This window comes from Vreelandella boliviensis LC1, assembly GCF_000236035.1.
GTDB classification, from domain to species: domain Bacteria; phylum Pseudomonadota; class Gammaproteobacteria; order Pseudomonadales; family Halomonadaceae; genus Vreelandella; species Vreelandella boliviensis.
Genome location: NZ_JH393257.1, coordinates 455647 through 477128 on the forward strand (window position 1 = coordinate 455647; position 21482 = coordinate 477128).

The 21482-nt window shown below is 53.3% G+C and carries 21 protein-coding genes; 11 read left to right on the top strand and 10 right to left on the bottom strand.

Features of this window, described 5'->3' with window-relative positions; genetic code table 11:
- Window positions 1-59: 59 nt before the first annotated feature.
- Window positions 60-2189 carry a TonB-dependent receptor family protein gene (locus tag KUC_RS01955; protein WP_083825735.1) on the bottom strand — a complete coding sequence of 710 codons (2130 nt, stop codon included), beginning with the start codon at window positions 2187-2189 and terminating at the stop codon, window positions 60-62.
- Window positions 2190-2321: 132 nt separating this feature from the next.
- On the opposite strand from KUC_RS01955, the gene KUC_RS19200 reads away from it, so the two are divergent.
- Window positions 2322-2495, top strand: coding sequence for a YqaE/Pmp3 family membrane protein (locus KUC_RS19200; RefSeq protein ID WP_009722289.1), 174 nt, complete (start codon window positions 2322-2324; stop codon window positions 2493-2495).
- 117 nt (window positions 2496-2612) lie between these two features.
- Here the strand turns inward: KUC_RS19200 and KUC_RS01965 are convergent, their stop codons facing one another.
- On the bottom strand, window positions 2613-3557 hold the full coding sequence (locus KUC_RS01965) for an AraC family transcriptional regulator (protein ID WP_040479232.1): 945 nt from the start codon (window positions 3555-3557) through the stop codon (window positions 2613-2615).
- A 211-nt stretch (window positions 3558-3768) separates the two neighbouring features.
- Here KUC_RS01965 and KUC_RS01970 point away from each other — a divergent pair, with 211 nt between their 5' ends.
- The 5 genes from KUC_RS01970 (at window position 3769) to KUC_RS01990 (ending at window position 6754) form a co-directional block, all read left to right on the top strand.
- Window positions 3769-4515: an SDR family oxidoreductase gene (locus tag KUC_RS01970; RefSeq protein WP_007111398.1), complete on the top strand. Its 747-nt coding sequence runs from the start codon at window positions 3769-3771 to the stop codon at window positions 4513-4515.
- Between the two features lie 61 nt (window positions 4516-4576).
- Entirely contained in the window at window positions 4577-4933 is a 357-nt protein-coding gene (locus tag KUC_RS01975) for an Atu4866 domain-containing protein (protein WP_007111399.1), read from the top strand.
- A gap of 347 nt (window positions 4934-5280) precedes the next feature.
- Window positions 5281-5697, top strand: coding sequence for a hypothetical protein (locus KUC_RS01980; RefSeq protein WP_040479235.1), 417 nt, complete (start codon window positions 5281-5283; stop codon window positions 5695-5697).
- 381 nt (window positions 5698-6078) lie between these two features.
- A complete protein-coding gene (locus tag KUC_RS01985; RefSeq protein WP_007111401.1) occupies window positions 6079-6294 on the top strand; it encodes a TIGR02450 family Trp-rich protein in 216 nt (71 codons plus the stop codon).
- Between the two features lie 253 nt (window positions 6295-6547).
- Entirely contained in the window at window positions 6548-6754 is a 207-nt protein-coding gene (locus KUC_RS01990; protein WP_007111402.1) for a cold-shock protein, read from the top strand.
- A 126-nt stretch (window positions 6755-6880) separates the two neighbouring features.
- Here the strand turns inward: KUC_RS01990 and KUC_RS20320 are convergent, their stop codons facing one another.
- The 3 genes from KUC_RS20320 to KUC_RS02000 form a co-directional block, all read right to left on the bottom strand.
- A complete protein-coding gene (locus KUC_RS20320) occupies window positions 6881-7288 on the bottom strand; it encodes a class I SAM-dependent methyltransferase (protein ID WP_007111403.1) in 408 nt (135 codons plus the stop codon).
- An 11-nt stretch (window positions 7289-7299) separates the two neighbouring features.
- Window positions 7300-7785, bottom strand: a complete 486-nt coding sequence (locus tag KUC_RS20325) for a putative RNA methyltransferase (protein WP_007111404.1) — start codon at window positions 7783-7785, stop codon at window positions 7300-7302.
- A gap of 63 nt (window positions 7786-7848) precedes the next feature.
- Complete coding sequence (locus KUC_RS02000) at window positions 7849-8769, bottom strand: DMT family transporter (RefSeq protein ID WP_244264719.1); 921 nt, start codon at window positions 8767-8769, stop codon at window positions 7849-7851.
- 97 nt (window positions 8770-8866) lie between these two features.
- On the opposite strand from KUC_RS02000, the gene KUC_RS02005 reads away from it, so the two are divergent.
- Entirely contained in the window at window positions 8867-9802 is a 936-nt protein-coding gene (locus KUC_RS02005; RefSeq protein WP_007111406.1) for a LysR substrate-binding domain-containing protein, read from the top strand.
- A 1-nt stretch (window position 9803) separates the two neighbouring features.
- On the opposite strand, the gene KUC_RS02010 is transcribed toward KUC_RS02005, so the two are convergent.
- Window positions 9804-10553, bottom strand: a complete 750-nt coding sequence (locus KUC_RS02010; protein ID WP_007111407.1) for a helix-turn-helix domain-containing protein — start codon at window positions 10551-10553, stop codon at window positions 9804-9806.
- Window positions 10554-10713: 160 nt separating this feature from the next.
- On the opposite strand from KUC_RS02010, the gene KUC_RS02015 reads away from it, so the two are divergent.
- Both KUC_RS02015 and KUC_RS02020 read left to right on the top strand, forming a co-directional pair.
- Window positions 10714-14187 (top strand): acyl-[ACP]--phospholipid O-acyltransferase, encoded by a 3474-nt coding sequence (locus tag KUC_RS02015; RefSeq protein WP_007111408.1) that lies wholly within the window; start codon window positions 10714-10716, stop codon window positions 14185-14187.
- Between the two features lie 234 nt (window positions 14188-14421).
- Window positions 14422-14769, top strand: a complete 348-nt coding sequence (locus KUC_RS02020) for a DUF952 domain-containing protein (protein WP_007111409.1) — start codon at window positions 14422-14424, stop codon at window positions 14767-14769.
- Window position 14770: 1 nt separating this feature from the next.
- On the opposite strand, the gene KUC_RS02025 is transcribed toward KUC_RS02020, so the two are convergent.
- A complete protein-coding gene (locus KUC_RS02025) occupies window positions 14771-15526 on the bottom strand; it encodes an alpha/beta hydrolase family protein (protein ID WP_040479240.1) in 756 nt (251 codons plus the stop codon).
- A 28-nt stretch (window positions 15527-15554) separates the two neighbouring features.
- Window positions 15555-15926 (bottom strand): antitoxin Xre-like helix-turn-helix domain-containing protein, encoded by a 372-nt coding sequence (locus tag KUC_RS02030; protein ID WP_040479249.1) that lies wholly within the window; start codon window positions 15924-15926, stop codon window positions 15555-15557.
- Between the two features lie 227 nt (window positions 15927-16153).
- Between KUC_RS02030 and KUC_RS02035 the strand changes: the two genes are divergently transcribed.
- A complete protein-coding gene (locus KUC_RS02035) occupies window positions 16154-16939 on the top strand; it encodes a glutamate racemase (RefSeq protein WP_007111413.1) in 786 nt (261 codons plus the stop codon).
- Between the two features lie 101 nt (window positions 16940-17040).
- Here KUC_RS02035 and KUC_RS02040 read toward each other — a convergent pair whose 3' ends face one another.
- A complete protein-coding gene (locus tag KUC_RS02040; RefSeq protein WP_040479252.1) occupies window positions 17041-18768 on the bottom strand; it encodes a mechanosensitive ion channel family protein in 1728 nt (575 codons plus the stop codon).
- Window positions 18769-18987: 219 nt separating this feature from the next.
- Window positions 18988-19962: an AraC family transcriptional regulator gene (locus KUC_RS02045; protein ID WP_007111415.1), complete on the bottom strand. Its 975-nt coding sequence runs from the start codon at window positions 19960-19962 to the stop codon at window positions 18988-18990.
- A 170-nt stretch (window positions 19963-20132) separates the two neighbouring features.
- Here KUC_RS02045 and KUC_RS02050 point away from each other — a divergent pair, with 170 nt between their 5' ends.
- Window positions 20133-21470: a tetratricopeptide repeat protein gene (locus KUC_RS02050; RefSeq protein ID WP_007111416.1), complete on the top strand. Its 1338-nt coding sequence runs from the start codon at window positions 20133-20135 to the stop codon at window positions 21468-21470.
- Window positions 21471-21482: the final 12 nt, after the last annotated feature.

Genomic DNA, 21482 nt, shown 5'->3' on the forward strand with positions numbered 1-21482 from the left:
AGTAGATCAGTGTTAAGTCGGACAGCCTCCTAGCACAACACCTGTTAGCAGAGCACTTTTTAAAAACGCACTTCTAAACCGCCATAAACACTGCGCCCTGGAGCAGGCTCATAGAATCGGCCATAAGTGCCGTTCAAGCGCACGTTGGCGTAGTGCTCTTCATCGAACAGATTGCGCACGCCGACATAAGCATTTAGCCGCGTATCGCTTCCTAACTGCCAGCCATCCCCCACCCGTAGGTTTACCAGCCAGTAGCTATCCACCTCTGTTTCGTTGGCATTGTCCGCCACCACATCGCCTACGTACTGTGTTTCAAGGGTGGCAAAGCGTTCATCTAACCCCTGCCACGTTAGCTGATTGACCCAGGTTTGCTCGGGCAGGCCGGGAATACGGTTACCCGCAAAGCTTTCAGTGGGGGTTGCGAACTGATCAAACTCATAACGGGCTAGCGTTAGGGCACTATTTAGCCGCCACTGGCTGGGCACCTGCCAACCCAGCGCCAGTTCAATGCCATCTCGGTCAGTGTCGCCCGCGTTTTGATAGAAGGTGCGGCCGCCGTCATCATAAGGCACCAGCTCATCACGTACGCGTACTGAAAACAGCGCTAAATCGTAATCCATCGCCAGCGGCTCTATATAACCTCGCAGACCCACCTCACGGTTCCAGGCTTTTTGCGGCGACACCGATGGGTTAAATCCGCCGCCCGCGGGGTTAGCGAACTCTGAGAACGTCGGCGTTTCAAAAGCGGTACCGGTATTGATATAAGCCTGATGCTGCGGGCGGTAACGATAGCTAAGCCCCGCTGAGCCGCTCCATTCGTTGAAGGTTTGCTCGCCGCTTTGATCGCCACCTTCATCGGCCAGATAGCGATCATCTATCTCTAATTCCACCCTATCAAAGCGCGCTCCCAGCGAGAGCGTTACCTGCTCTGACAGCGCTAAATCGCCCTGGGCAAAAACCCCAGCGGAGGTTGCCGTCTGGGTCTCTTCCGCCAACTGTTCGCCAACAACGCCTTGGCCATTTACAGCATTACGAAAGCGCTCGTCGTCCTGACGGGCTACATCCACTCCGGCTATATAGTTAAGCGGCAGGCTGGCTAGTGTGATTTCGTGGTGATACTCGGCACTCGCTCCCAGGTAATCACGCTGATAGCCGATGCGGCTATCGCCCACATAGGGCAACTGCTGCTCAAAATCGCGTTGTGCAACGAAGCCTTTTAAGTAGAACTCGCCAGGGCCTGCGGACAAATCTTCGTACTGTAAGCCAAGAAGTTGCTGATCAACACTTTGTCTTGAGTCGAGACGTGTAGGGGAATAGAACGCGGAGTCGACTGTACCTTGTGGATCATTTCTCACGATTTCACGTGTAATACCCCCCGCATCTTCGGAGCGCGGGTTATCCAGCAGGTTGATAATCGCGGTTAACGCCCGGTCGCTTCCTAACTCGCGGCGCAGCTTGGCATTCAGCAGGTATTTCTCTGTGGAGCTCTGCTCCCGGTAGCCATCTACATTGAGCGCCGAGAGGCTCACATGGTGCGACCAATCACCTTGAGCACCGCCTGTTTGCACGACCGCCTTACGGTAGCCATCGCTTCCCACCTCGGTACGCACACTTGAGCCAGGATTATCACGACCATCCGCGGTGGTGACATCAATCACCCCTCCCGCTGCATTACCGTACAACACAGAAGAAGGCCCACGGATCACTTCTATGCGCTCGGCACTGTCCAGGTCAATGGCATCTAGCTGCGCTTGGCCGTCGGGCAGCGTATAGGGAATACCGTCCACCATCACGGTAATACCGCGAACGCCAAACGGCGCCCGAGCGCCGAAGCCGCGAATGGCGATGCGCTGGCCCTGGGCAAAATTATCACGGTTCTGCAGGAATATTCCCGGCACGCGCACTAACGCCTCATCCAGCCGCGTGCGCTGCTGGCCTTGGGCAATGGCTTCGCGGTCAAGCGTTGTTACCGCAGCAGGCGTGGCGTACAGCTCTCGCGATAGCCGAGGCGCCGTCACTTCCAACGTGGCCAAGCTATTGCTATCGGCCGGACTCTCTTGCGCCCAGCTTTGGCCTGCACCAAGGCAGCTTAATAAGCAAAAAGACGTGGTAGTTACTTTTAAAGGTACTTTTTTTAACGACGTTTTTTTTAACGATACTTTGAACACGGGATTCCTTCCAAACAGCATAGAGCGGAATAAATGGCGGAGTTGAACGAATGTCTACTCGGCTAGTCACATAGGATTCGCCAAGGCATGGATAAATAGATGGATCGTGCCTACACTTGTACAAGTTACACCAATGAAAGCAAAGGAGGCTTCATGGCGTTTACAGCGACTGATCCAATCAAGATGATTTTTGCCGTAATACTTCCCCCGCTCGGCGTATTTTTTGAGGTCGGTTTTAAAGGGCATTTCTGGCTGAACATTATTCTAACGCTATTTGGCTTCGTACCGGGCATCATTCATGCGTTTTATGTGATATTGAAGCACTAGGTTTTAGAAACATTCGGTTTTAGAAGCATTCGTTTTTAACAGAAACGTGTAGCGAATATGACGCCGCCTAAGCTAACGCTTGGGCGGTTTTTTTATGTCAGCGTAGCGTTCATTTTATTAGTGTGGCACAGCGATATCTACCAAGTGAGTAGGCGGCATTAAATCAAGGCTTGCCTTCATGGTGCGCACTTCCTCCGCTGGCGGGCGGCCAAAGAAGCGCTTAAATTCACGACTAAACTGCGAGGGGCTTTCATAGCCTACTCGGCTAGCAGCTGCAGCAGCCGTCAATCCATCACGTATCATTAACAACCGAGCATGGTGTAGGCGGGTCGATTTTATGTACTGGATAGGCGAGGTTTGAGTGACCGCCTTAAAGTGTACGTGGAAGGCTGGCGCACTCATGCCTGCTTCATTCGCCAGGCTGCCTACTTCCAGCGCTTCGGCATAGTTGGCATGAATACGGTTGAGTGCCTTGGCAATTTTACCAAATTGCCCAAAATGGGAGAGCGCTGTTCGAACACTGCCGCCCTGCTCTCCCGTCAATACCCGATAACAGATCTCCCTAACAATAAAAGGGGCGAGAATATATGCATCCGTTGTTGAAGTAAGCGCACTCAGTAAACGTAATGTCGCATCTGCCAGCGGCTCTTCCAGCGGGCTAGACAGCATACTGCGCGGCGCCTCAAACTCATGCCCCCCTGACGCTTCCAACATCGTTACCAACTCGGCGATCACCACCGCATCCAGGCGGATAGCAATACCCAGCATTGGTTCGTCAGGGCTGGCTTCTGTTTCCGAAGTAAACGGCAAGGGAACAGATAGCACCAAATAGCGCTGTGCATCGTAGATATACACTTCATCCCCCAAATAGCCACGCTTTCGGCCTTGGCAGATGATGACGATACTCGGCTCGTAGAGTACAGAGGTGTTTTTAAGCGGGCGGTTAGAGCGCATAAAGCGTACGCCATCCAGTAGCGACTGGGTATACCCTTCGTGTGGTGCGAGTTGATATAAGCGCTCGACGATCTTGCTGTAAACCACAGAATCACTCTTCGATGTCATGTTAACCACCTCGGCCAGACGTGTCGGCACCTGAATCGGCCCTAAGAGCCAATAACGCCATAAGAGCAATATACATGCTTTGTTGCTTGTCTCGCCGCCCACATCTAACAATCAAATAGGATTAGGCAAGCATGCAATAGGATCGCCTATAAAGTTACCAGCCGTGGCAGCTTAATCTTCTTGGGGTACCCACTACCCTGAGGATTATCCAATGACTGCTTCATCAACCTCAACCCCGTCTTCCAAAGTCGTTTTACTGACCGGTGCCAGCAGCGGCATCGGTGAAGCCACTGCTCGCTGGCTTGCAGGTCAAGGGCACCGTTTGATTATTGGCGCACGCCGAACTGACCGGCTGGAAGCATTGACCCACTCCCTTCGCGAAGAAGGAGGCTTAGTGGACTTTCAGGCGCTGGATGTCACCGACCCTAAAGACATGCAGGCGTTTGCGGATTTTGCGATCAACTCCCACGGCCGCATAGATGTGATCATCAACAACGCAGGCGTTATGCCGCTATCACCATTAGCAGCGCTAAAGGTAGATGAGTGGAACCGCATGATCGATGTCAACATTCGCGGCGTACTCAATGGTATCGCCGCTGTTCTGCCCACCATGCAAGCCCAGGAAAGTGGCCAGGTGATCAATATCTCCTCCATCGGTGGGCTCACTGTTATGCCCACCGCAGCAGTCTATTGCGCCACTAAATATGCGGTGCGCGCTATTTCCGATGGGCTACGTCAGGAAACCGACAAGATCCGCGTTACCTGTGTCTACCCAGGGGTGGTGGAGTCAGAACTGGCTAACACCATTACCGACACTGAAACCGCAAAGGTAATCGACCTTTTCCGCAAAATTGCCCTCAAGCCCGAGGCTATCGCTTCCGCCATTGCGCATGCCATCAACCAGCCTGATGATGTGGACACCAGCGATATCGTCGTACGGCCTACGGCGAGTCACTAACTCCGCTTCAGTTGATGCCCGAACTATTGGCCGAACGTAATCATTAGCACGAGCGATACTAATGCAAGAAACCAAGCTTCCTATTTACTGGAAACGGGCACTGGTGGTCGCGGGCATTATCACTATTGTTCCAGCGACCACCTCTGCTCAAACCATCCTAAACGGAGGAAATGACGCCATGGCAGACCACCCGTATGCAGGAATGTGGGTAACTGAAGACGGCTATATCCGACATGAACTTCTAGTTAACAACCGCTACGACGAGGCCCGCGGTGAGCGTAAAAGCGCTTACCAGGGGCGCTATCAGGTGACTGGTAACCACATCGAATACTGGGACGACACCGGCTTTACCGCTGACGGTGAATTCATTGATGACGTGCTTTATCACGCTGGAATGGTGCTATATCGCGAGGAGTAATTTTTAACGTCCGAGGGGGCTCTTGATCTAAGCTTCCAGCATCAAGACTTAAAAACCTGCACAAAATACAAACAGGCATACTAAGTAGCAACAACAACCAATTAAATACAAAAAATTATAGAAATAGGCAATAACGCAAGAGAAACACGTCTATCTCACTAATCCCACCCACCCTATTATTCATCATGTGCTAGCAAGTATTAAAGCAGCACTACATAAGCAATTCCCATCTCGTAGAGAAGACTCTCCTGGTGAGGAGTTAATTACCAAAACTTTTCCACACTCGATTTATTAACCAACCATTCATTGAGTAATTGGCAAATAATATATATCTAGGAGATAAGCTAATGTCGCATATAAGCGTTTGGATAAAATCAATTGCTATCAGCGCGTTTACCCTTAACTTGATAGGGCAAGCATCGGCAAATAACAGTACTAATGAGTTATCGCTGGACTCAGGTACTTCTGCGCCACAAACGGTGTTTGGAAAACATCGCCATGTGTTAGAGGTTGAGCGGGCATCAAACATTACCATTCGAAGCCAGGAATTATTTCCAACCAATGGTGCTTCGCACTTTCAATTGAAAGCAGTTTTATTAGATGCTCACAGTCACATGGTGGCTAGCTCACACAGCATTAAAGGGGGTAATATGGAGTTGAACCACCCAGCGCAGCCTGGCACTTATACTCTGGTAGTGAATGGCCATATGCGCAGTGCAAAACGCGAAGGTTCGGAACAATATATACTTGAATCCAACTTATAAACTTAGCACTAGGCCTCACACAATAGCATTGAAAAGTCACACCATAGCTTATTAAAAGCTAGAACGAGGATCATTTAAATAGATCTCATCTGATTAAAATACGCCCCGAAAACTGGATACTGCATCTAAATTTCGGGGTATTTTTTGTGCTTCAACAAATCTCTGTTAGGAAATGCCTCAAATAGAATTTACCGCAATACGTCATGAACAGAAATAATCGAAGTGACGAACAATCCCACCACTGCCATTTAGATCCGCCCTGTGGCGTGATCGATAAGAAGGTACAACGGTACAGAGCTACGCACTGTAAAATGGCTGCAATAGCAAGCGACCTCCCCCATCATGATGGCTACCGTTTGGCACCTTTATCCAGGAGCGTAGATGCATACGATCAATCCCAACAAGCTGCACCACAGCAAATGGACAGCCGCAGAGCCACTTAACAAAGAGAAGCACTTCATTGTTACCCAGCTGCTACGCGATAAAGAAGAAAACGTAGTAGACGTGGTGCTTGAAGCTATCCACTCTCATCGTGAAATCGTGCTGCCGTGGCAAAGCTTAAAAGATGACAGTATATGGAAGATGGGCTGGCAATAGAGGCTTTCACTGACCTCATAGGCAAGATAATCCAGAAAGGCTTTGACACACGCTACAATTCATGACACTGTAGCGTCAGTTGGTTAGCAAGCAAGCATGGTTTCAGAAGTGTACGAAAAAGATTTAGAAATGTACGAGATAGAAATGTACGAGATCTTTCGGCAAGCCTGTAATTGTATTCCTTGTTTTATCCGCTATTAATCTGGGTGATACCAGGAACTTTACTAAGCGCTTTGCGCGAAAGGATTTTATTATGTCTACTGGCACAGTTAAGTGGTTCAACGATACTAAAGGCTTCGGTTTTATTGCTCCTTCTGACGGTGGTGATGACCTATTTGCCCATTTCTCTGAAATTCAAGCAGACGGCTTCAAAACCCTGCAAGAAGGTGCTAACGTTTCTTTTGACGTTACCCAGGGTAAGAAAGGCCTTCAAGCTTCAAACATTAAGCAAATCTCCTAAGCCTAAGTCTCTTATGACATAGCGCTTTAGAATTTGCCCGAACTTTCCAAAGTTCGGATAACAAGGCCCGCTTACGCGGGCTTTGTTGCGTTTGGAACATGCTAAAGTTGCGTTTGCGCTATCCTCTTATATTCGCGTATATACCACTATTCGTGCATCCACCGTCACTACCAGCATCTCAAGTGTCGCTGCGCGAGCACGCCCTTCGGCGCTGGCCCGGTAAAGATGCGGCGTCATCGCCAACAGATCGGCAATTTCCTTACTTCCATTTAGTCCTAGCGAGTAACTTACTCTCTCGCTGCTGTGGTAAGTAAAGCCTTTCGGCACTTCCGCCTCAGCCGAGCGCTCGGGTTTTAACGTGGGATAGATAACCTCCCGCAGCTCCCGCAGGTGATCGGGCCCCGCCTCAACCAGCAGTAATGCGCCACCGGATTTCAGCACGCGCGCAAACTCACTAACCACCGGAAAGCCAAACATACACAACACGCTATCCAGCGTTTCCGTCTGCACCGGCAGGTGCGCATTACTGCCCACGACCCAACTACTTAGCGGGGGTGCGCATTACTGCCCACGACCCAACTACTTAGCGGTGAGTGTTTAGCATCCTGCTTTGCCGCGGCCAATACCGCCCATTTAGAGATATCCAGCCCCATCAGCGAAAGTGACGGTGAGTTAGCCGCAGCGTCAGCTAGTTGTCGGAGGTAGTAACCTTCACCACAGCCAGCATCCAGGCAGCTAAACGGCAGGTTGTCTACCGTTTGAACCTTGGCATGGCTCAGCACGGCATTACTGACTGACTCCGCAATGGGTTGGTAATGCCCAGCGTCAAGAAAGCGCTGCCGAGCAGCGACCATCGCCTTGCTATCACCAGGGTCGTGGGAACGCTTTTGCTGCACAGGCAGCAGGTTAACGTAGCCCTGCTTAGCGATATCAAAACTGTGCCCGTCAGGGCAGATCCAAGTGTTACCCGAGCGAATTAGCGCTTCGCCATCTAATGGACAGGCCAGAGCCTGGAAGGGAGTGATGCCCATAGCTGTTTCTGTAACCATTGTGGGAGGGTTGGAAGTGCAACGGAGGACTGACCATTCAGCGCGTCACCAGGACAATGCCGACCAAGATAACGCCGCCCCCATCACAAAATTGATGCTTAGCGGCTCGTTGAGCAATAGGGTACCAAAAAGGACGCCGAAAAGCGGCGCCAAGAAGGAGAACACGCCTAATTGCGAAGCACGGTAGCGGCGCAGCAACGTAAACCAAAGCAGCAGCGCGGCAAACGAAATTATCAGCGTCTGAAAGCCGAGGCTGGCTATGGCCATCGGGGTAAACTGCGTGCTCATTAACTGCCCCGATATAGCCGCCACCGGCAGTAACAACAATGCCGTTACACATAGCTGATAACTCAGAGTGAGCTCTGCTGGCGCTTCGGAAAGCGAGGTCTTGCGGATCACGACGGTCGTAGCCGCCCATGAGAGGCCTGCAAGCAAGCCCAGTGCATCACCGAGAATAATCTCGATGCTGTAGGCACCACTTGGCGCCATGGCAACCAGCATACCCAAAAATGCCAAGCCAACGCCCCACCACTGGCGAACGGAGAGTTGCTCCCCAGGTACCCAGAGATGTAAACCCAGGGCGGCGAAGATGGGAGCAGTATAGAGAAAGACCGACATGTGGGAAGCCAAAGTATAGGTTAGCCCCCACGCGACGAAACCGAACTCAGCAGCAAATCCAAGGCCAACCAGTAACCCTGGGGCCCAGTGGTGCCCCAAATCCGCCCAGCGAATGCCGCGCCAATAAGTCAACACACCGACCAGGCACCCAGCCATAGCGGAGCGCAGGCCGATCTGCACCATGGGTGAGATATCTTCAGCCACGCCTTTAATGGCCACTTGCTGAAAACCCAGCACTAGGCAAAATAGCAACATCAACGATGCTGCCGTAGTATCCACTGACTTTCGATCTGATCGACCAACTATGCTGATAGCGTCGGTGTTTGAGACTACTCTATGATTACTCATTACGGGCTCCTATAACATATAGGCGCCCATTGCAGCAGTAAGCGAAATTTCGTACAAACGATTACTTATCGGGTCTAGGCTTAGGAAAACTCACGCCATGAGAATAGAAAGGCTACCGCTGAATGCACTGCGCGCGTTTGCCGAAGCGGTGCGAGAAAATAGTTTCAAAGCTGCCGCTTATCGTCTCGGAGTGACCCCTGGCGCAGTTAGCCGACAGGTCAAACAGTTGGAAGATCGCTTAGGCGTGGTGCTCTTTGAACGTCATGCCAATGGGGTTTGTGTCACCGAAGCAGGCCGGGTACTTGCTGAAGATGTGCAAGCTGGCCTTTTACGCATCGCAAGCGGCGTACAGAACGTCACTGAGCGCTCTGAAGAGGCCTTTCGATTACTCCTGAGCGCACCGCCCTCGTTCCTACAACTCTGGCTACTACCCCGCTTACCCCTTTTTGAAGTGAATGAGCGGCAAATTGAAATCTCTCTGGATGCCGAGGCGCGCTTAATACCACCGCTATGGTTGCCCAACAGGGCGCGCTTATCACTGCGCTACGGCCAGGGCCCTTGGCCCGGTGTCACCAGCCTGCGTCTGTTTGAAGACACGCTATTTCCGGTTTGCTCACCCTCCCTATTAGCCCAGGCAAACATGCAAACCCCCAACGATTTGCTGGCACAGACACTGCTCACCGTGGATTGGTGCAGCCACGCTGGCCACCATATCCCAGGCTGGAGCGATTGGTTTAAAAGCGCCGGAGTAGCACTGAACAAGATGCCCAACCAGCGGCAATACTCGCTTTACAGCCTAGCCCTCGATCAGGCCATTGCCGGCCAAGGCGTGGTACTGGCCAGCTACCCTCTAGTGGCTGACCGGCTCGCTAGCGGTGTTTTGGTACTCCCATTTGCGGAACACTATCCACTCGCATCTCCATTCGCCTACGAACTGATTCTGCCTAGTGGTGGAGAAGCGCCACCTGCAGTGGCTCGCTTTGTCGAGTGGCTAGAACAAGAAGCCGCTCTCTTTCGAAACACATCGCAGTAGCTTAAGAGCTTGTTTGGCCTCCCCTCTTGTAACCCTGAAACAGCCCATACTGCCATTGCCTTACCGCCAGCACCGAGGTCGTGCCAAACCGCTGGTGAATGGGTAACCCACTCTCTCGCTCGCATAGGGAATGGAACTCTTTAGCCAAGCGCTGCATGGTCTGCTGCCATTCAGCATTACCCGCAGAGGATAATAGACCATTGAGTACAATGAGCTTTTCGCTGTCACTATCAAAATGAGAACGGAAAAACTCGTTGGCGATATGCTGCTGAAAAAAACGCTGGATAGGGCCGCCCGCTAGCCAGCGAAAATTGGCGGCTACCCGCCGTCTGATCCGGTTATCGGGAAGTAGATCAATAAGCTTAAGCCGCTCAAGCTTCAGTAACTGCCGTATACACTCTGCTTCACTTAGCTGGTACTGGTGATGAATTTCGTCGAAGCTATAGCCATTGATAACGCAGACAGCCACCAGAAACAGCTCACGATCATCCACAATGCTCTGCTCTTGGGCATAGGTTAGCTCCTGCAAACGCTTCTCGTCAGCTTGCATAGTCTGCACCAGCTCGGCGAATTCGATATTTAGCTGGTCACAGATGCACTCTAGCCGCGATAGGGTAAAGTGCTTTTCAGCGAATAGGCGCTTCACAGAGGCCTCGCTCAACGCCAACCAATGAGCGACATCAGCATAGGTTTTACCCTGAGCGCGAAGCTGGCGCTTTAGCGTTTCAATCAGCGAATCGGCTTGGGACATAGAAACCTCGTAGACAGCAGAAAAAGTCATAGCACATTAAAAGTAGCGCATAATGATACCAACAAGCACCCATAACACAACTTCGTGCAAATGAGTTGCAACCAGTAAGCCTCATATTGAAAGTACTACCACTTCCAGGGATTTATAAGGCTACACAGCTATGCATCGACTACTGCACTTGAAGGGCGCTTGGCCCTATCTGATCGCCATCTTTCTCAATGCCTTTGTGGATTTGGGGCACAAGATCGTCATTCAGAATACGATCTTCAAAAGTTACGATGGCGAAACCCAGGTCGTACTCACCGCGCTGGTTAACGGGCTTATCCTGCTGCCGTTTATTTTGCTGTTTAGCCCCGCGGGGCACGTGGCAGACAGCTACCCCAAGGTGCGCGTTCTGCGCATCTCAGCATGGGCAGCCGTGGCGGTATCGCTGGGCATCACCGCCGCCTACTACCAAGGCTGGTTTTGGCTGGCGTTTGCCATGACGCTACTATTGGCGATTCAATCGGCCTTTTACTCCCCGGCTAAATACGGCTTGGTAAAAGGGCTATTCGGCAAGCCGCGTTTGGCGGAAGCCAATGGGTTGATCCAAGCCGTCACGATTGGCGCCATTCTGGCCGGCACCGTGGCGTTTACTGCACTGTTTGAAACCTGGATAACACCTGATGATCAAACCCCAGCGCAACTATTGCGCCAAATAGCCCCTCTCGGCTGGCTGCTGGTGCTCAATAGCGCTATCCAGGTGGTGACGCTTTACCGCCTTCCGCTTGATGCATCCTCTCAGTCAGAGTCACCGCTGACTTGGCAGCGCTACATTAAGGGTGCTGCCCTGAAAGACAACCTGCGGATTATCGCGCGTCAGCCTGTGATCAGGCTGTCCATTATCGGCCTTGCCACCTTTTGGTCAGTGGGCCAAGTGCTGCTGGCTGCTTTTCCCGCTTATGCCAAAGATGCACTCAGTATAGATAACACCTTAGTGCTCCAGAGCATTCTCGCCGCTAGCGGTATCGGGATTGCGCTTGGCTCCCTATTGGCCAGCAAGCTTTCCCACAACCGTATTGAAACCGGCTTAATCCCCGTCGGCGCTGTTGGGGTAGCCGTTGGTTTGTGGTGTCTGCCACTTTTAACTACGCCCGTTAGCCAAGCGCTGAACTTTGTGTTTATCGGCGTCATGGGTGGGCTTTTTATCGTACCGCTTAACGCACTGATTCAGTTTCACGCCGCCGACAACGAGCTAGGTACCGTGCTGGCCGCCAACAACTGGATTCAAAACATCTCCATGATGGGCTTTTTGGTGCTCACGGCGCTGTTTGCGCTGGCCGGTGTGAATAGCCACTACCTGCTGCTACTCATCGCTACCGTGGCCATGGTGGGCGGTGGTTACACCATTGTTAAGCTGCCCCAAAGCTTGGTGCGCTTTCTGTTGAGTTTCCTGCTGACACGCCGCTACCGCGTAGACGTACATGGATTGCAGAACCTACCCGCCCAGGGCGGCGTGCTGCTATTGGGTAACCATGTCAGTTGGGTGGATTGGGCCATGGTACAGATCGCCAGCCCGCGCCCAGTACGCTTTGTGATGCTGAAAACGGTTTACCAGCGTTGGTATCTGCGCTGGTTTTTCAAAGCACTGGGCTGCATTCCCATTGAGCGCGGCAGCGGAGCCGAAAAAGCCTTGGCCGATGTCGCCGAACAGCTCAACGCAGGCGAAGTGGTGTGCCTGTTTCCTGAAGGGGCGATCAGCCGCACTGGCCAGCTGGGTGAATTCCGCCGCGGTTATGAGCGCGCCTGTGAAATGGCCAATCCCGATGTAAAAATTGTGCCTTTCTACCTTCGTGGCCTCTGGGGCAGCCAGTTCTCACGCTCTTCCAGCAAATTAAAAGAGCTGCGCAACGCCTCACTGCACCGCTCGGTAGTGGTCGCCTTTGGCAAACCGTTGCCCAAAGATACCCCCGCTGATGTGCTTAAACGGCGCATCTTTGAGCAGGCGACGCGTTCCTGGCAGCGGGCTATGGACGAGCTACCCACCCTGCCTAATGCCTGGATTCAAAGCGTAAAGCGCCGCCCTAGTGGCCTTGCCCTGGCAGATACCCTGGGCCGCCCACTCAACGCAAGCCAAGCGCTAACCGCCAGCCTGCTGATGGCAAAACGTATTCGCAGGCTCAACCCAGGGCAGAACGTTGGCCTACTGCTACCGACTAGCAGTGCCGGGGTTATCGCCAATATGGCCACGCTGCTGGCGGGTAAAACGGTGGTTAATCTTAATTACACCGCCGATCACGCGGCGCTCTCTTCTGCCCTTTCCCAGGCTGACATTACCACCGTGTTCACCTCACAGCGCTTTGTGAAGAAGCTTGAGCAGCGCGGGCTCAACGTCAGCCAATTGCTTAGCGAAAAGCAGGTGGTTTTTTTAGAAGACCTGCAGACCACGATTGGCCACGCCGAGCGTTTGAGCACCTGGCTTGCGGTGAGAATACTGCCGACTTGGCTACTGCAGCGCTGCTTCTGCCGCAGCCATGATACCAACGCCACAGCGGCGATTCTGTTCTCAAGCGGGAGCGAAGGCGAGCCCAAAGGCGTGATGCTCAGCCACCGCAACCTGATGGCCAATATCAAACAGACCTCTGATGTGCTCAATACCCAGAGCGACGACGTGGTGATGGGCTCACTGCCGCTGTTCCACGCCTTTGGCCTTACGGTCACCCAACTGCTACCGCTAATTGAAGGGCTACCGCTGGTGTGCCACACCGACCCCACCGATGCCCCCGGCATTGCGGGCGCTATTGCCAAGCACAAGGCCACTATCATGTTTGGCACCTCCAGCTTTTTAAGGCTGTTTGTACGCAGCTCAAAAGTGCATCCGCTAATGCTGAAAAGCTTGAGGGTGGTGGTTGCCGGGGCAGAGAAGCTCGACGAAAACGTGCGTACCAGCTTTGCGCTGAAATTCCACAAGCCTGTGTATGAAGGCTACGGCGCTACTGAAATCGCGCCTGTCGCCTCGGTCAATCTTCCCGACGCCATGGACGTTCACTATCAGCAAGTGCAGCGGGGCAGCAAAGTAGGCACCGTCGGTATGCCGTTACCCGGCACCAGCTTCAAAATCGTCGATCCAGAAAGCGAAGAGGAGCTGCCTACCGGCGAGGCCGGTATGATATTGATTAGTGGCCCGCAGGTGATGAAGGGCTATCTAAATGACGCTAAGCGTACGGCTAAAGCGCTCCACGTGATCGATGGCCACCGCTGGTACATAACGGGAGATAAAGGCTTTATCGATGAAGACGGTTTCTTAACCTTGATTGACCGCTATGCTCGGTTTGCCAAAATCGGCGGTGAAATGATCAGCCTCAGCGCAGTTGAAGGGGCAGTTAAAGCGGCCCTGGAAGATACAGATACGGCGCTGATGGCGGTTAGCCTTCCCGATAGCCGCAAAGGCGAGCGCATTGTGATGCTGTCAGAAACAGCGCTGGATGCCAAAACCGTTAAGGCCGCGATGCTTGCCAACGGTACATTATCCATGATGATCCCCAGCCATTGGTTTACGGTGGAAACCATTCCTCATCTCGGCTCTGGCAAGGCAGATTTCGCAGGGGCGAAACGTTTGGCTCAAGAACTGATAGAGGAAGAACTGAAGCATTAAAAGCTGATGTCTCAATAAGATACTGTACAGTGAAACCCAACCTCAATTTTCGCTGTGCAGTATTTAGTTTTTCTTGATTAATCAACTCGTAAGTCCGCACGCCACTTAGCTTAACAATAGTTCAATCAGTACCATGACTTCATGCCAGACATTGCGTCTTCAGCGCCACTTGACCTCAAGTTCACTTCAGGTTTTAAGCTGCCTTAGTCGAAGCAAAAAGCTACTGGAGATCTTATGCGCTTATTCAGAGTCATCAGCAAAACTATTTGGGATCAAACTCAGCAACTTGGCTATGTGCCCCGCTGCGGCAACGACCATAAGCTCGACTGCGTTCATTTGAATATTGAAGAAGCCGTTCTTTTTATCGCCAACAAATACTTCGTCTACGCAGAAGCGCCGTTGGTATTAGAGATTGATGGAGCGCTATTTAGTGACCGTATTGAGTGGCTGCCTCCCAGCGACGAGCAGCCCTGGCTGCAGCCGAGAGCGCATATCGACAACCTGCCCCAAGCAGCCATCATCACCGCCACACCTCTTAGCTACCGAGATGGTTTTTTTGGATGGGAAAATGATAAACAGTGATTTAAAGGTATTTTAAAAAGAAGTCCAGAAGCAGCTCGTAATGCTTATTCTGCCCAACGCTGCTGGGTATATGATCTTCGCCTTCGTAGTAGTGCACTGCCGGGCTGCGGCCATGTTCATGCAGGCGTTTTTCCAGGCGCTTGGTCATTTCAACCGACCACATGCGGTCTTGGGTGCCATGGGAAAGAAACAGCGGCCCAGGGTAGCGCTCAATTGCTATCGGTGTGGTGGGCAATAAGCCTTCATGGCTCCCCTGCCATGTCCAGGCGCGCTTACTGACATCCCAGGCTTGCCAGCCGGGGTCACCCGCATCGCGAAAACCGCGTGCATCAAAGGCACCGCATACGACATCGGGCGGGCTGTGTGCCGCGATAGCATCTGGCGCTCCTGCGATCTTATCTCTTGCCATCAGTGAACCGAGCAATAACGCGTGCTCAGCGCCGCGTGAAAGACCATAAAGCCCTACTCGTTCATCAACGAACTGGAATTCTCGTAGGGCTTTAAACGCCTCCACACTGCGGTCGAGCGGGTAATCGATAATATGCCCCGCGTTCCAGGCATTACCGCCGCTTGAGTAGCCGTAGGGAAATGCCAGGAACCCATGCACGGCGAACAGCATTGCGTCCCGGTGGCTCCACCCTGCCCACGCGCCTTCAGAGCCATGCAGCAACATGATAGCTGGAAAGGGTCCATCCCCCGGCGGGCCATAAGTAACGCCCCAGCCGGGTAGTGCGCGCTGCACAATATTTAACGGCATTTAGGCTCCCCGCAAGCCTCCCATGTGTTCACCCTCTACCCCGCATACCATCGACAAATCTCACTACTGCAAATAGCCCCTCTAAACGAGTTACCTGTTCCGCCGGTATCCCGCCAGTGACACGGCTAGGCGTACGCATAAAGTGCTGAATCCATTTTTGATCGCCGCCAGTCAGGGTAAACAGCTCTCGGGCTAGGCGAATGAGCAGCAAGGCTAGCTCGCCCTGCTTAGAGTTTGGGTCTAGCTTTAAGTTATTTACAAGCTGCTTAATGGTTGTGCGGTGCACGCCAAACACTTCTGCCAAATCAGACTGTGATAACCCCAACTGCTCGGCGGCACTCAGCACTGCTTTCGCTAAAACCCTTTCAGGGGTGGGTTCTGTTTGAGCAAGGAATGGCATAGCGCACCTCGAAACGATAATTTTTCATCAATAATAGCAACAAGGTCACTTATTCACGCACAAGGCATCATTGTTGTATTAACTCAGGTAGCAAAGCCGAAGATTTCATCCGATGCTGCGCCCCAATAAAGTATTAAGTTAAACTCGCATAGAGGCTGGAAATATTGCTTCCATAGCGTTGAAATTTTAAGGATCATTAGGCTTTAACCGCCACTAAGGATATTACTATGTATCAGCCGATTGCTGTTTTCGACGCAGGTATTGGTAGCTATGCGATTGTTGCCGAGATACATAAACGTCTTCCCAAACAGGATATTGTATATTTCGCTGACCGGGCGAGCTTTCCTTATGGCAACAAAGGGCGGGAAGAGCTACTCGCTGTCATGCATCGCACGCTGCGCTTTCTCGAGGGCTACGCTCCCTCGGCCATCGTCATCGCTTCGAACGCCCCTTCTATCATGGTGCTGGATGACATTCGCCAGAACACCTTGGTGCCATTGTTCGGTGTCTATCCGCCCATCGAAGAAGCACTCGCCATGTCAGCGAGCGGCAAGATTGGCATCATGGGGGTGCACTCACTCATTGAAAGCTCTTCACTGAAGCAGTTCATCGCTCGCCATGCGCCCCACTCGAATAATGTCAGCCTGATCAATGCTTCGTCCATGGTGGAGCTCGTTGAGAATGGCGCCTTTCTATTCGACCCGAACGCTACGCAGAAAGCGGTCACTGCTTTTATCGACGACGTATTCCAACAGCATCCCGATATCGACACTCTGACACTTTCGAGTACGCATTTACCATGGCTGCGTCCCTTTTTCGAAGCAGCGCGACCCAGTTGCCGCTTCCTCGACCCCGCTGAATCAATTGTCGTGGGGCTAGGCAAAGGGACACTGGGTACAGGCCAGATTCAAGGTCTGGTAACTGAAAGTGAGGCCTATGATGTCGAGACCTTCCGCCGTATGTTGCAGCAGTTCGGCGTGGGCATCCCGTTAGAAGTGGTCTCGCTTAAATGAGATTAGGGCCTGTTGAGTTCTCCGCGTGAACCGCATTGCTATGCCCAACAACATCAGACCCTAGACCTTAGCAGCGGCACTTACCGCTGTCTAATCGCCTACTACTCAGGTGAATCTTTCTCAGCACTCTCCGTTCCCGAAGCGCGTTTGCCATGCTCACCACGGGCAATATCGTTGTGACTAATAACCACAATCTCACGTGGCCACCACTCGGGATGGTTATCGCGGATAAATGCCAACAGCTGCTCGCGCACATTCATCTCCGCCGTCCAACCCGCCAAGGGGTCTGACGTCATGAGGTAGCAGGTAACGGTTTGCGCCGTTCCTGTTTGTGCCGTTACATAACAGAGCAGCTTATGGTGTTCGATAACGCTGTCTTCTTCCTTGGCGACCTCGAGAAACTTATCTCTTAACAGCTCTATGTCGGCACTTAGGTGAAGCGTCAACGTTAAAGACCGGTACATTTTCGTACTCTTTACCGACAAATTATCGAAAGGCTTAGAGGTAAAATAGGTGACAGGTACAATCAATCGCCTCTCGTCCCATGACCTCAACCGAATAAAGGTATAAAAAATGCCTTCGACATAGCACCACTCACCTTCAAAGATCACCAGATCGCCAATGCGAATAGGTTTGGCAAACGACAACTGAAAGGAGGAAAGAATATTACCCAGTACCGTTTGGCCCGCCACACCGACTAGAACAGCTAATACGCTAGCAGAAGCCAAAATAGACAAGCCGAGGGTCTCGAAGAGCTGAACCTGACCCAATATGTAGACTGACACAGCAGTCACGGTGATCAGAATAATCGCCCGACGCAACGCATAGAGAGAAGTCAGCAGCCTGCGTTCGTCCCTAGGCTTTGTATCATCAATTTCGCCCACGATGCGCCGCGTCAAACGCAGCATAATGGTATCCACTAAGCTCAACGCAATCGTGCCGACTCCCCAGGCCATAATACTGATTAACAGCACCCGAAACGTTGTGGTGGCGACCGCCGAAAACGACACCACATAATCCAGCAGCATCTGGGTGACTAAGGACATCGCAATCAGCGCGGCAGGCATGCCAATCTGACTGGCAAATATGCTCGACGCACCAGAGGGCAGCCATTTCGATATCAGCCCTACCATGCAGTGAACCACCCATCCGACCATGCCTACGAATACTAAGAAAGCCGGAATGGCGATCCACTCCCATATTCTTAGGATGCCAAACGATGCCTGAAAACGTTCGGGAATATAGCTTTCTAACATTGAAGGGCCATACTGCTCGTACAGCACCGGTATGTACGACACGCTGACGGGCATGATCAGCCAGACCGGCTCCTGTTCACCCACCCGGTATCTACCCAGTCGAATATCGTAGGTTTCTCCATCGGCTTTTAAAGAAGAAACCTCAACATTTCGACGCGTCTCGCCAACGCGAGGGTCCTGGCCAGTGGGATCCTCAATCACAGCGTCTTCTCGGCCTGGCAGATCAGAAACGCTAAGCCAATCGCCGCGCTGAAAAATCTCTGCCAACTGCCGAGCTAGCTCCCCCCCTTGCTCGCGTTGTTCATCTTCTGAAAATTCAGAAAGGTTGAGCATATGAGCAGCGGCTTCATACTTTTCCTGATCCGTCAGCTTCAGAAAACTCCTGATCGACTCCCGCGGCGTTACCCGGTTCGCTTCTTCAGGAGGTTCACCAAGCCCAGTATTTAACAAATCGACGGTAAACCATCGTTCGTTGTCGCTCTCTCCTCCTTGAGTCTGTGCCACGCATAGGCTGGAAAAGGTCAGTGCCATCACCAACACACCCCATGCGAGCCACGAGCCGTTTGCTTTCATATATGCCTTATTCATTGAAGTGGGCCAGTTTGCGTACCCCTGACGACCAGCATTGAGCACTGGATCATCCATGTCAGCGGTTGGATAAAGTACAGACTACCTTGCTTAATGAGACAAGGCGATGTGTAGCGACGGCCACACTCCTAACAAGTAATTAGCTCGTCACATAGCTCGTGGGTCTTGGTTGCCAGAATTGGACTGGAGGTTGCAGCATACAGTTCAGTTATCGGGTTCGTGCAGTGCGCGCTGTTCTCGTCGCCAAGTCGCGGGCGGCATTCCAAATGCGCGCTTGAACGCTTTGCTAAAGGAAGCCTCGGACTCGTAGCCAGTATCCAACGCGATACGCGCGATGGGGGTAAGCGACTCGCGCAGGCGACGGGCGGCGACCTGCATACGCAGCCTAGCGAGATAGCGCATCGGCGGCATACCTACCAAATCAGTGAAACGCCCGGCAAAGGCAGAGCGCGAGAGTCCCACTTGGCGCGCCAGCACTTGCGTTGTCCAGTGACGCTCGGGAGAGTCATGCAATTGGGCCAGCGCACGACTGACGAAGGGGTCGCCCAACCCGCCAACCCAAGCACGCTGCTCGGGCGGCAAGCGGGTCAGATAGAGCTGCGCAGCCTCGATAAACAGCAATTCAGCGAGCCTAGCGAGCAACGTCGGTGAACGCACAGACCCTGCAGCTAGCTCGGAGGCGGCAAAACGGAAGGAGCTCTCAATCCAGGCCCTGGCCGCGCCCTCCACCACATCAAGCGTCATCACTCTGGGCAGTACGCCAATCAGGGCATCGCAAGGTGTCTCGCTATTCAAAAAACCACACAGCAGGCGGGTGGTCTCACCACCGCCACCGTAGACGATCCGTGCCAATCGGCCTTCATTTGTGGGCACCAGCAGATGATCGATGCTGATAGGCAGGGCGCCTAATTCACTGGAGAGAAGATGTGGGTCGTTGCGCGGCAGTAGCACAATATGCCCCGCCGACACCTCTAACGGCGTCTCCTGGCCCACTTGCAACAGCAACCGTCCGGCACTGACATAGTGGTAAGCGAGAATGCCCTTAGGCACTGGGGTGAAAAGCCGACAATCCTCTTGAGTGACCTGCGCCGCCACACACCAGGGTGCAGAGAACTCCGCATCAAGAAAGATGCCGCCGGTAAAGCGAATCATGCGCAGCACATCAAGTGCAGCATCCATGGGGCTGTGTCTCTATCGCGGCGGATCGGACAACAAAGCCGGCGCCTCGACCATTAAAGTCTACCGTACCTCATCGTAGTCTAGCAGCCTGGTGAGCGGGCTGGCCGCCGCCGAGGGGCAAAAATACTATCACCGCCAATTATCACAACGACAAACTGGAGATATCTACTATGCTGACCGACCGCCAAGGCAACGCCCTGCCCGGCGCCACTTCTGAAACCCAGGTGCTTTATCACCGCGCCATCGACGCCTTCAATCTCTACCGCGGCGACCCCGTCACCCCGTTGGATCAGGCGATTGAAGCCGCCCCAAACTTCACTATGGCGCGAATCGCCAGGGCCTATCTGTTTGCTCTGGCCACAGAACCCGCCGCCGCAACCGCGGCCAAAGCCGACCTGGCCGCCACTAATGGTGCACGCTTGAATGACCGGGAAGCCTCCCATGTCGCCATCCTAGCGCAGTTGCTTGCTGGCGAATGGAGCGCCGCGGGGATCGCCCTGGATTACCATAACCTGCGCTACCCACATGATCTGCTGGCCCTGCAGGCCGGTCACCTAATCGACTTCTACCGCGCTAACGCCCGCAACCTGCGTGACCGCCTCGCTCGCGTGCTGCCAAAATGGTCGCCCGATATCCCAGGCCATTCAATCGCCATGGGCATGTTCGCCTTCGGGCTGGAGGAGACAAGTGACTACGCCCGCGCCGAGCAGGTTGGCCGACAAGCGCTGGATCTGCAACCGCTCGATTGCTGGGCGCACCACGCCGTAGCCCACGTCATGGAAATGCAGGGCCGTGCCCAGGACGGCATAGGCTGGATGACCACGCGCGAGCCTTACTGGTCGGGCGACGACAATCTGTTCAAGGTGCACAACTGGTGGCACCTCGCCCTCTGCCACCTCGACCTCGGACAGACCAGAGAAGTGTTGGCCCTCTACGATGGTCCGATCCGTCAAGAACGCAGCGCCATGGTGCTGGATATGATCGACGCCTCAGCGCTGTTGTGGCGGCTGGCCCTCACCGGTCAAGACGTCGGAGAGCGTTGGCAGGAACTGGCGGCCGCCTGGGATCAACACGCGGACGGTCAGCTATACCCTTTTAACGATTGGCATGCGGTTATGGCCTACTTGGGTGCTGGCCGCGACGACCGGGTGGAAACGCTTTTGACGACGCTCCGCAATACCGGCCGCGACTCCGAGACAGCGGACTGGGCTCGACGCATCGGCCTGCCCTTGGCGGAAGGGTTTGTAGCCTTCTGGCGCGGCCACTACACCACTTCAGCCGAGCGCCTTCACTCGGTACGTTATATTGCCAACGCCTTCGGCGGCAGCCATGCCCAGCGCGATGTCATCGACTGGACGCTGACCGAGGCCGCCATCCGTGGAGGCAATCGCGAGCTCGCTGAAGGTATGGCCAACGAACGCTTGGCGCTCAAGCCACATAGCCCCATCAACCGCGACTTCCTACGTCGGGCCACCGCCCCGGCTGTAGCCGAGCGTCAGCTTGCCTGAGACGCGAAAACG

What these genes read in the sequence shown, in the direction of transcription:
- KUC_RS02020 (WP_007111409.1), top strand. Translation starts at nt 14,422, where the DNA reads ATGCGCTTATTCAGAGTCATCAGCAAAACTATTTGGGATCAAACTCAG.
- KUC_RS02030 (WP_040479249.1), bottom strand. Translation starts at nt 15,926, where the DNA reads ATGCCATTCCTTGCTCAAACAGAACCCACCCCTGAAAGGGTTTTAGCG.
- KUC_RS01980 (WP_040479235.1), top strand. Translation starts at nt 5,281, where the DNA reads ATGTCGCATATAAGCGTTTGGATAAAATCAATTGCTATCAGCGCGTTT.
- KUC_RS02045 (WP_007111415.1), bottom strand. Translation starts at nt 19,962, where the DNA reads ATGGATGCTGCACTTGATGTGCTGCGCATGATTCGCTTTACCGGCGGC.
- KUC_RS01955 (WP_083825735.1), bottom strand. Translation starts at nt 2,189, where the DNA reads ATGCTGTTTGGAAGGAATCCCGTGTTCAAAGTATCGTTAAAAAAAACG.
- KUC_RS02050 (WP_007111416.1), top strand. Translation starts at nt 20,133, where the DNA reads ATGCTGACCGACCGCCAAGGCAACGCCCTGCCCGGCGCCACTTCTGAA.
- KUC_RS02025 (WP_040479240.1), bottom strand. Translation starts at nt 15,526, where the DNA reads ATGCCGTTAAATATTGTGCAGCGCGCACTACCCGGCTGGGGCGTTACT.
- KUC_RS02040 (WP_040479252.1), bottom strand. Translation starts at nt 18,768, where the DNA reads ATGAAAGCAAACGGCTCGTGGCTCGCATGGGGTGTGTTGGTGATGGCA.
- KUC_RS19200 (WP_009722289.1), top strand. Translation starts at nt 2,322, where the DNA reads ATGGCGTTTACAGCGACTGATCCAATCAAGATGATTTTTGCCGTAATA.
- KUC_RS01990 (WP_007111402.1), top strand. Translation starts at nt 6,548, where the DNA reads ATGTCTACTGGCACAGTTAAGTGGTTCAACGATACTAAAGGCTTCGGT.
- KUC_RS01975 (WP_007111399.1), top strand. Translation starts at nt 4,577, where the DNA reads ATGCAAGAAACCAAGCTTCCTATTTACTGGAAACGGGCACTGGTGGTC.
- KUC_RS02010 (WP_007111407.1), bottom strand. Translation starts at nt 10,553, where the DNA reads ATGTCCCAAGCCGATTCGCTGATTGAAACGCTAAAGCGCCAGCTTCGC.
- KUC_RS01985 (WP_007111401.1), top strand. Translation starts at nt 6,079, where the DNA reads ATGCATACGATCAATCCCAACAAGCTGCACCACAGCAAATGGACAGCC.
- KUC_RS20325 (WP_007111404.1), bottom strand. Translation starts at nt 7,785, where the DNA reads ATGGGCATCACTCCCTTCCAGGCTCTGGCCTGTCCATTAGATGGCGAA.
- KUC_RS02005 (WP_007111406.1), top strand. Translation starts at nt 8,867, where the DNA reads ATGAGAATAGAAAGGCTACCGCTGAATGCACTGCGCGCGTTTGCCGAA.
- KUC_RS02000 (WP_244264719.1), bottom strand. Translation starts at nt 8,769, where the DNA reads ATGAGTAATCATAGAGTAGTCTCAAACACCGACGCTATCAGCATAGTT.
- KUC_RS02035 (WP_007111413.1), top strand. Translation starts at nt 16,154, where the DNA reads ATGTATCAGCCGATTGCTGTTTTCGACGCAGGTATTGGTAGCTATGCG.
- KUC_RS01965 (WP_040479232.1), bottom strand. Translation starts at nt 3,557, where the DNA reads ATGACATCGAAGAGTGATTCTGTGGTTTACAGCAAGATCGTCGAGCGC.
- KUC_RS01970 (WP_007111398.1), top strand. Translation starts at nt 3,769, where the DNA reads ATGACTGCTTCATCAACCTCAACCCCGTCTTCCAAAGTCGTTTTACTG.
- KUC_RS02015 (WP_007111408.1), top strand. Translation starts at nt 10,714, where the DNA reads ATGCATCGACTACTGCACTTGAAGGGCGCTTGGCCCTATCTGATCGCC.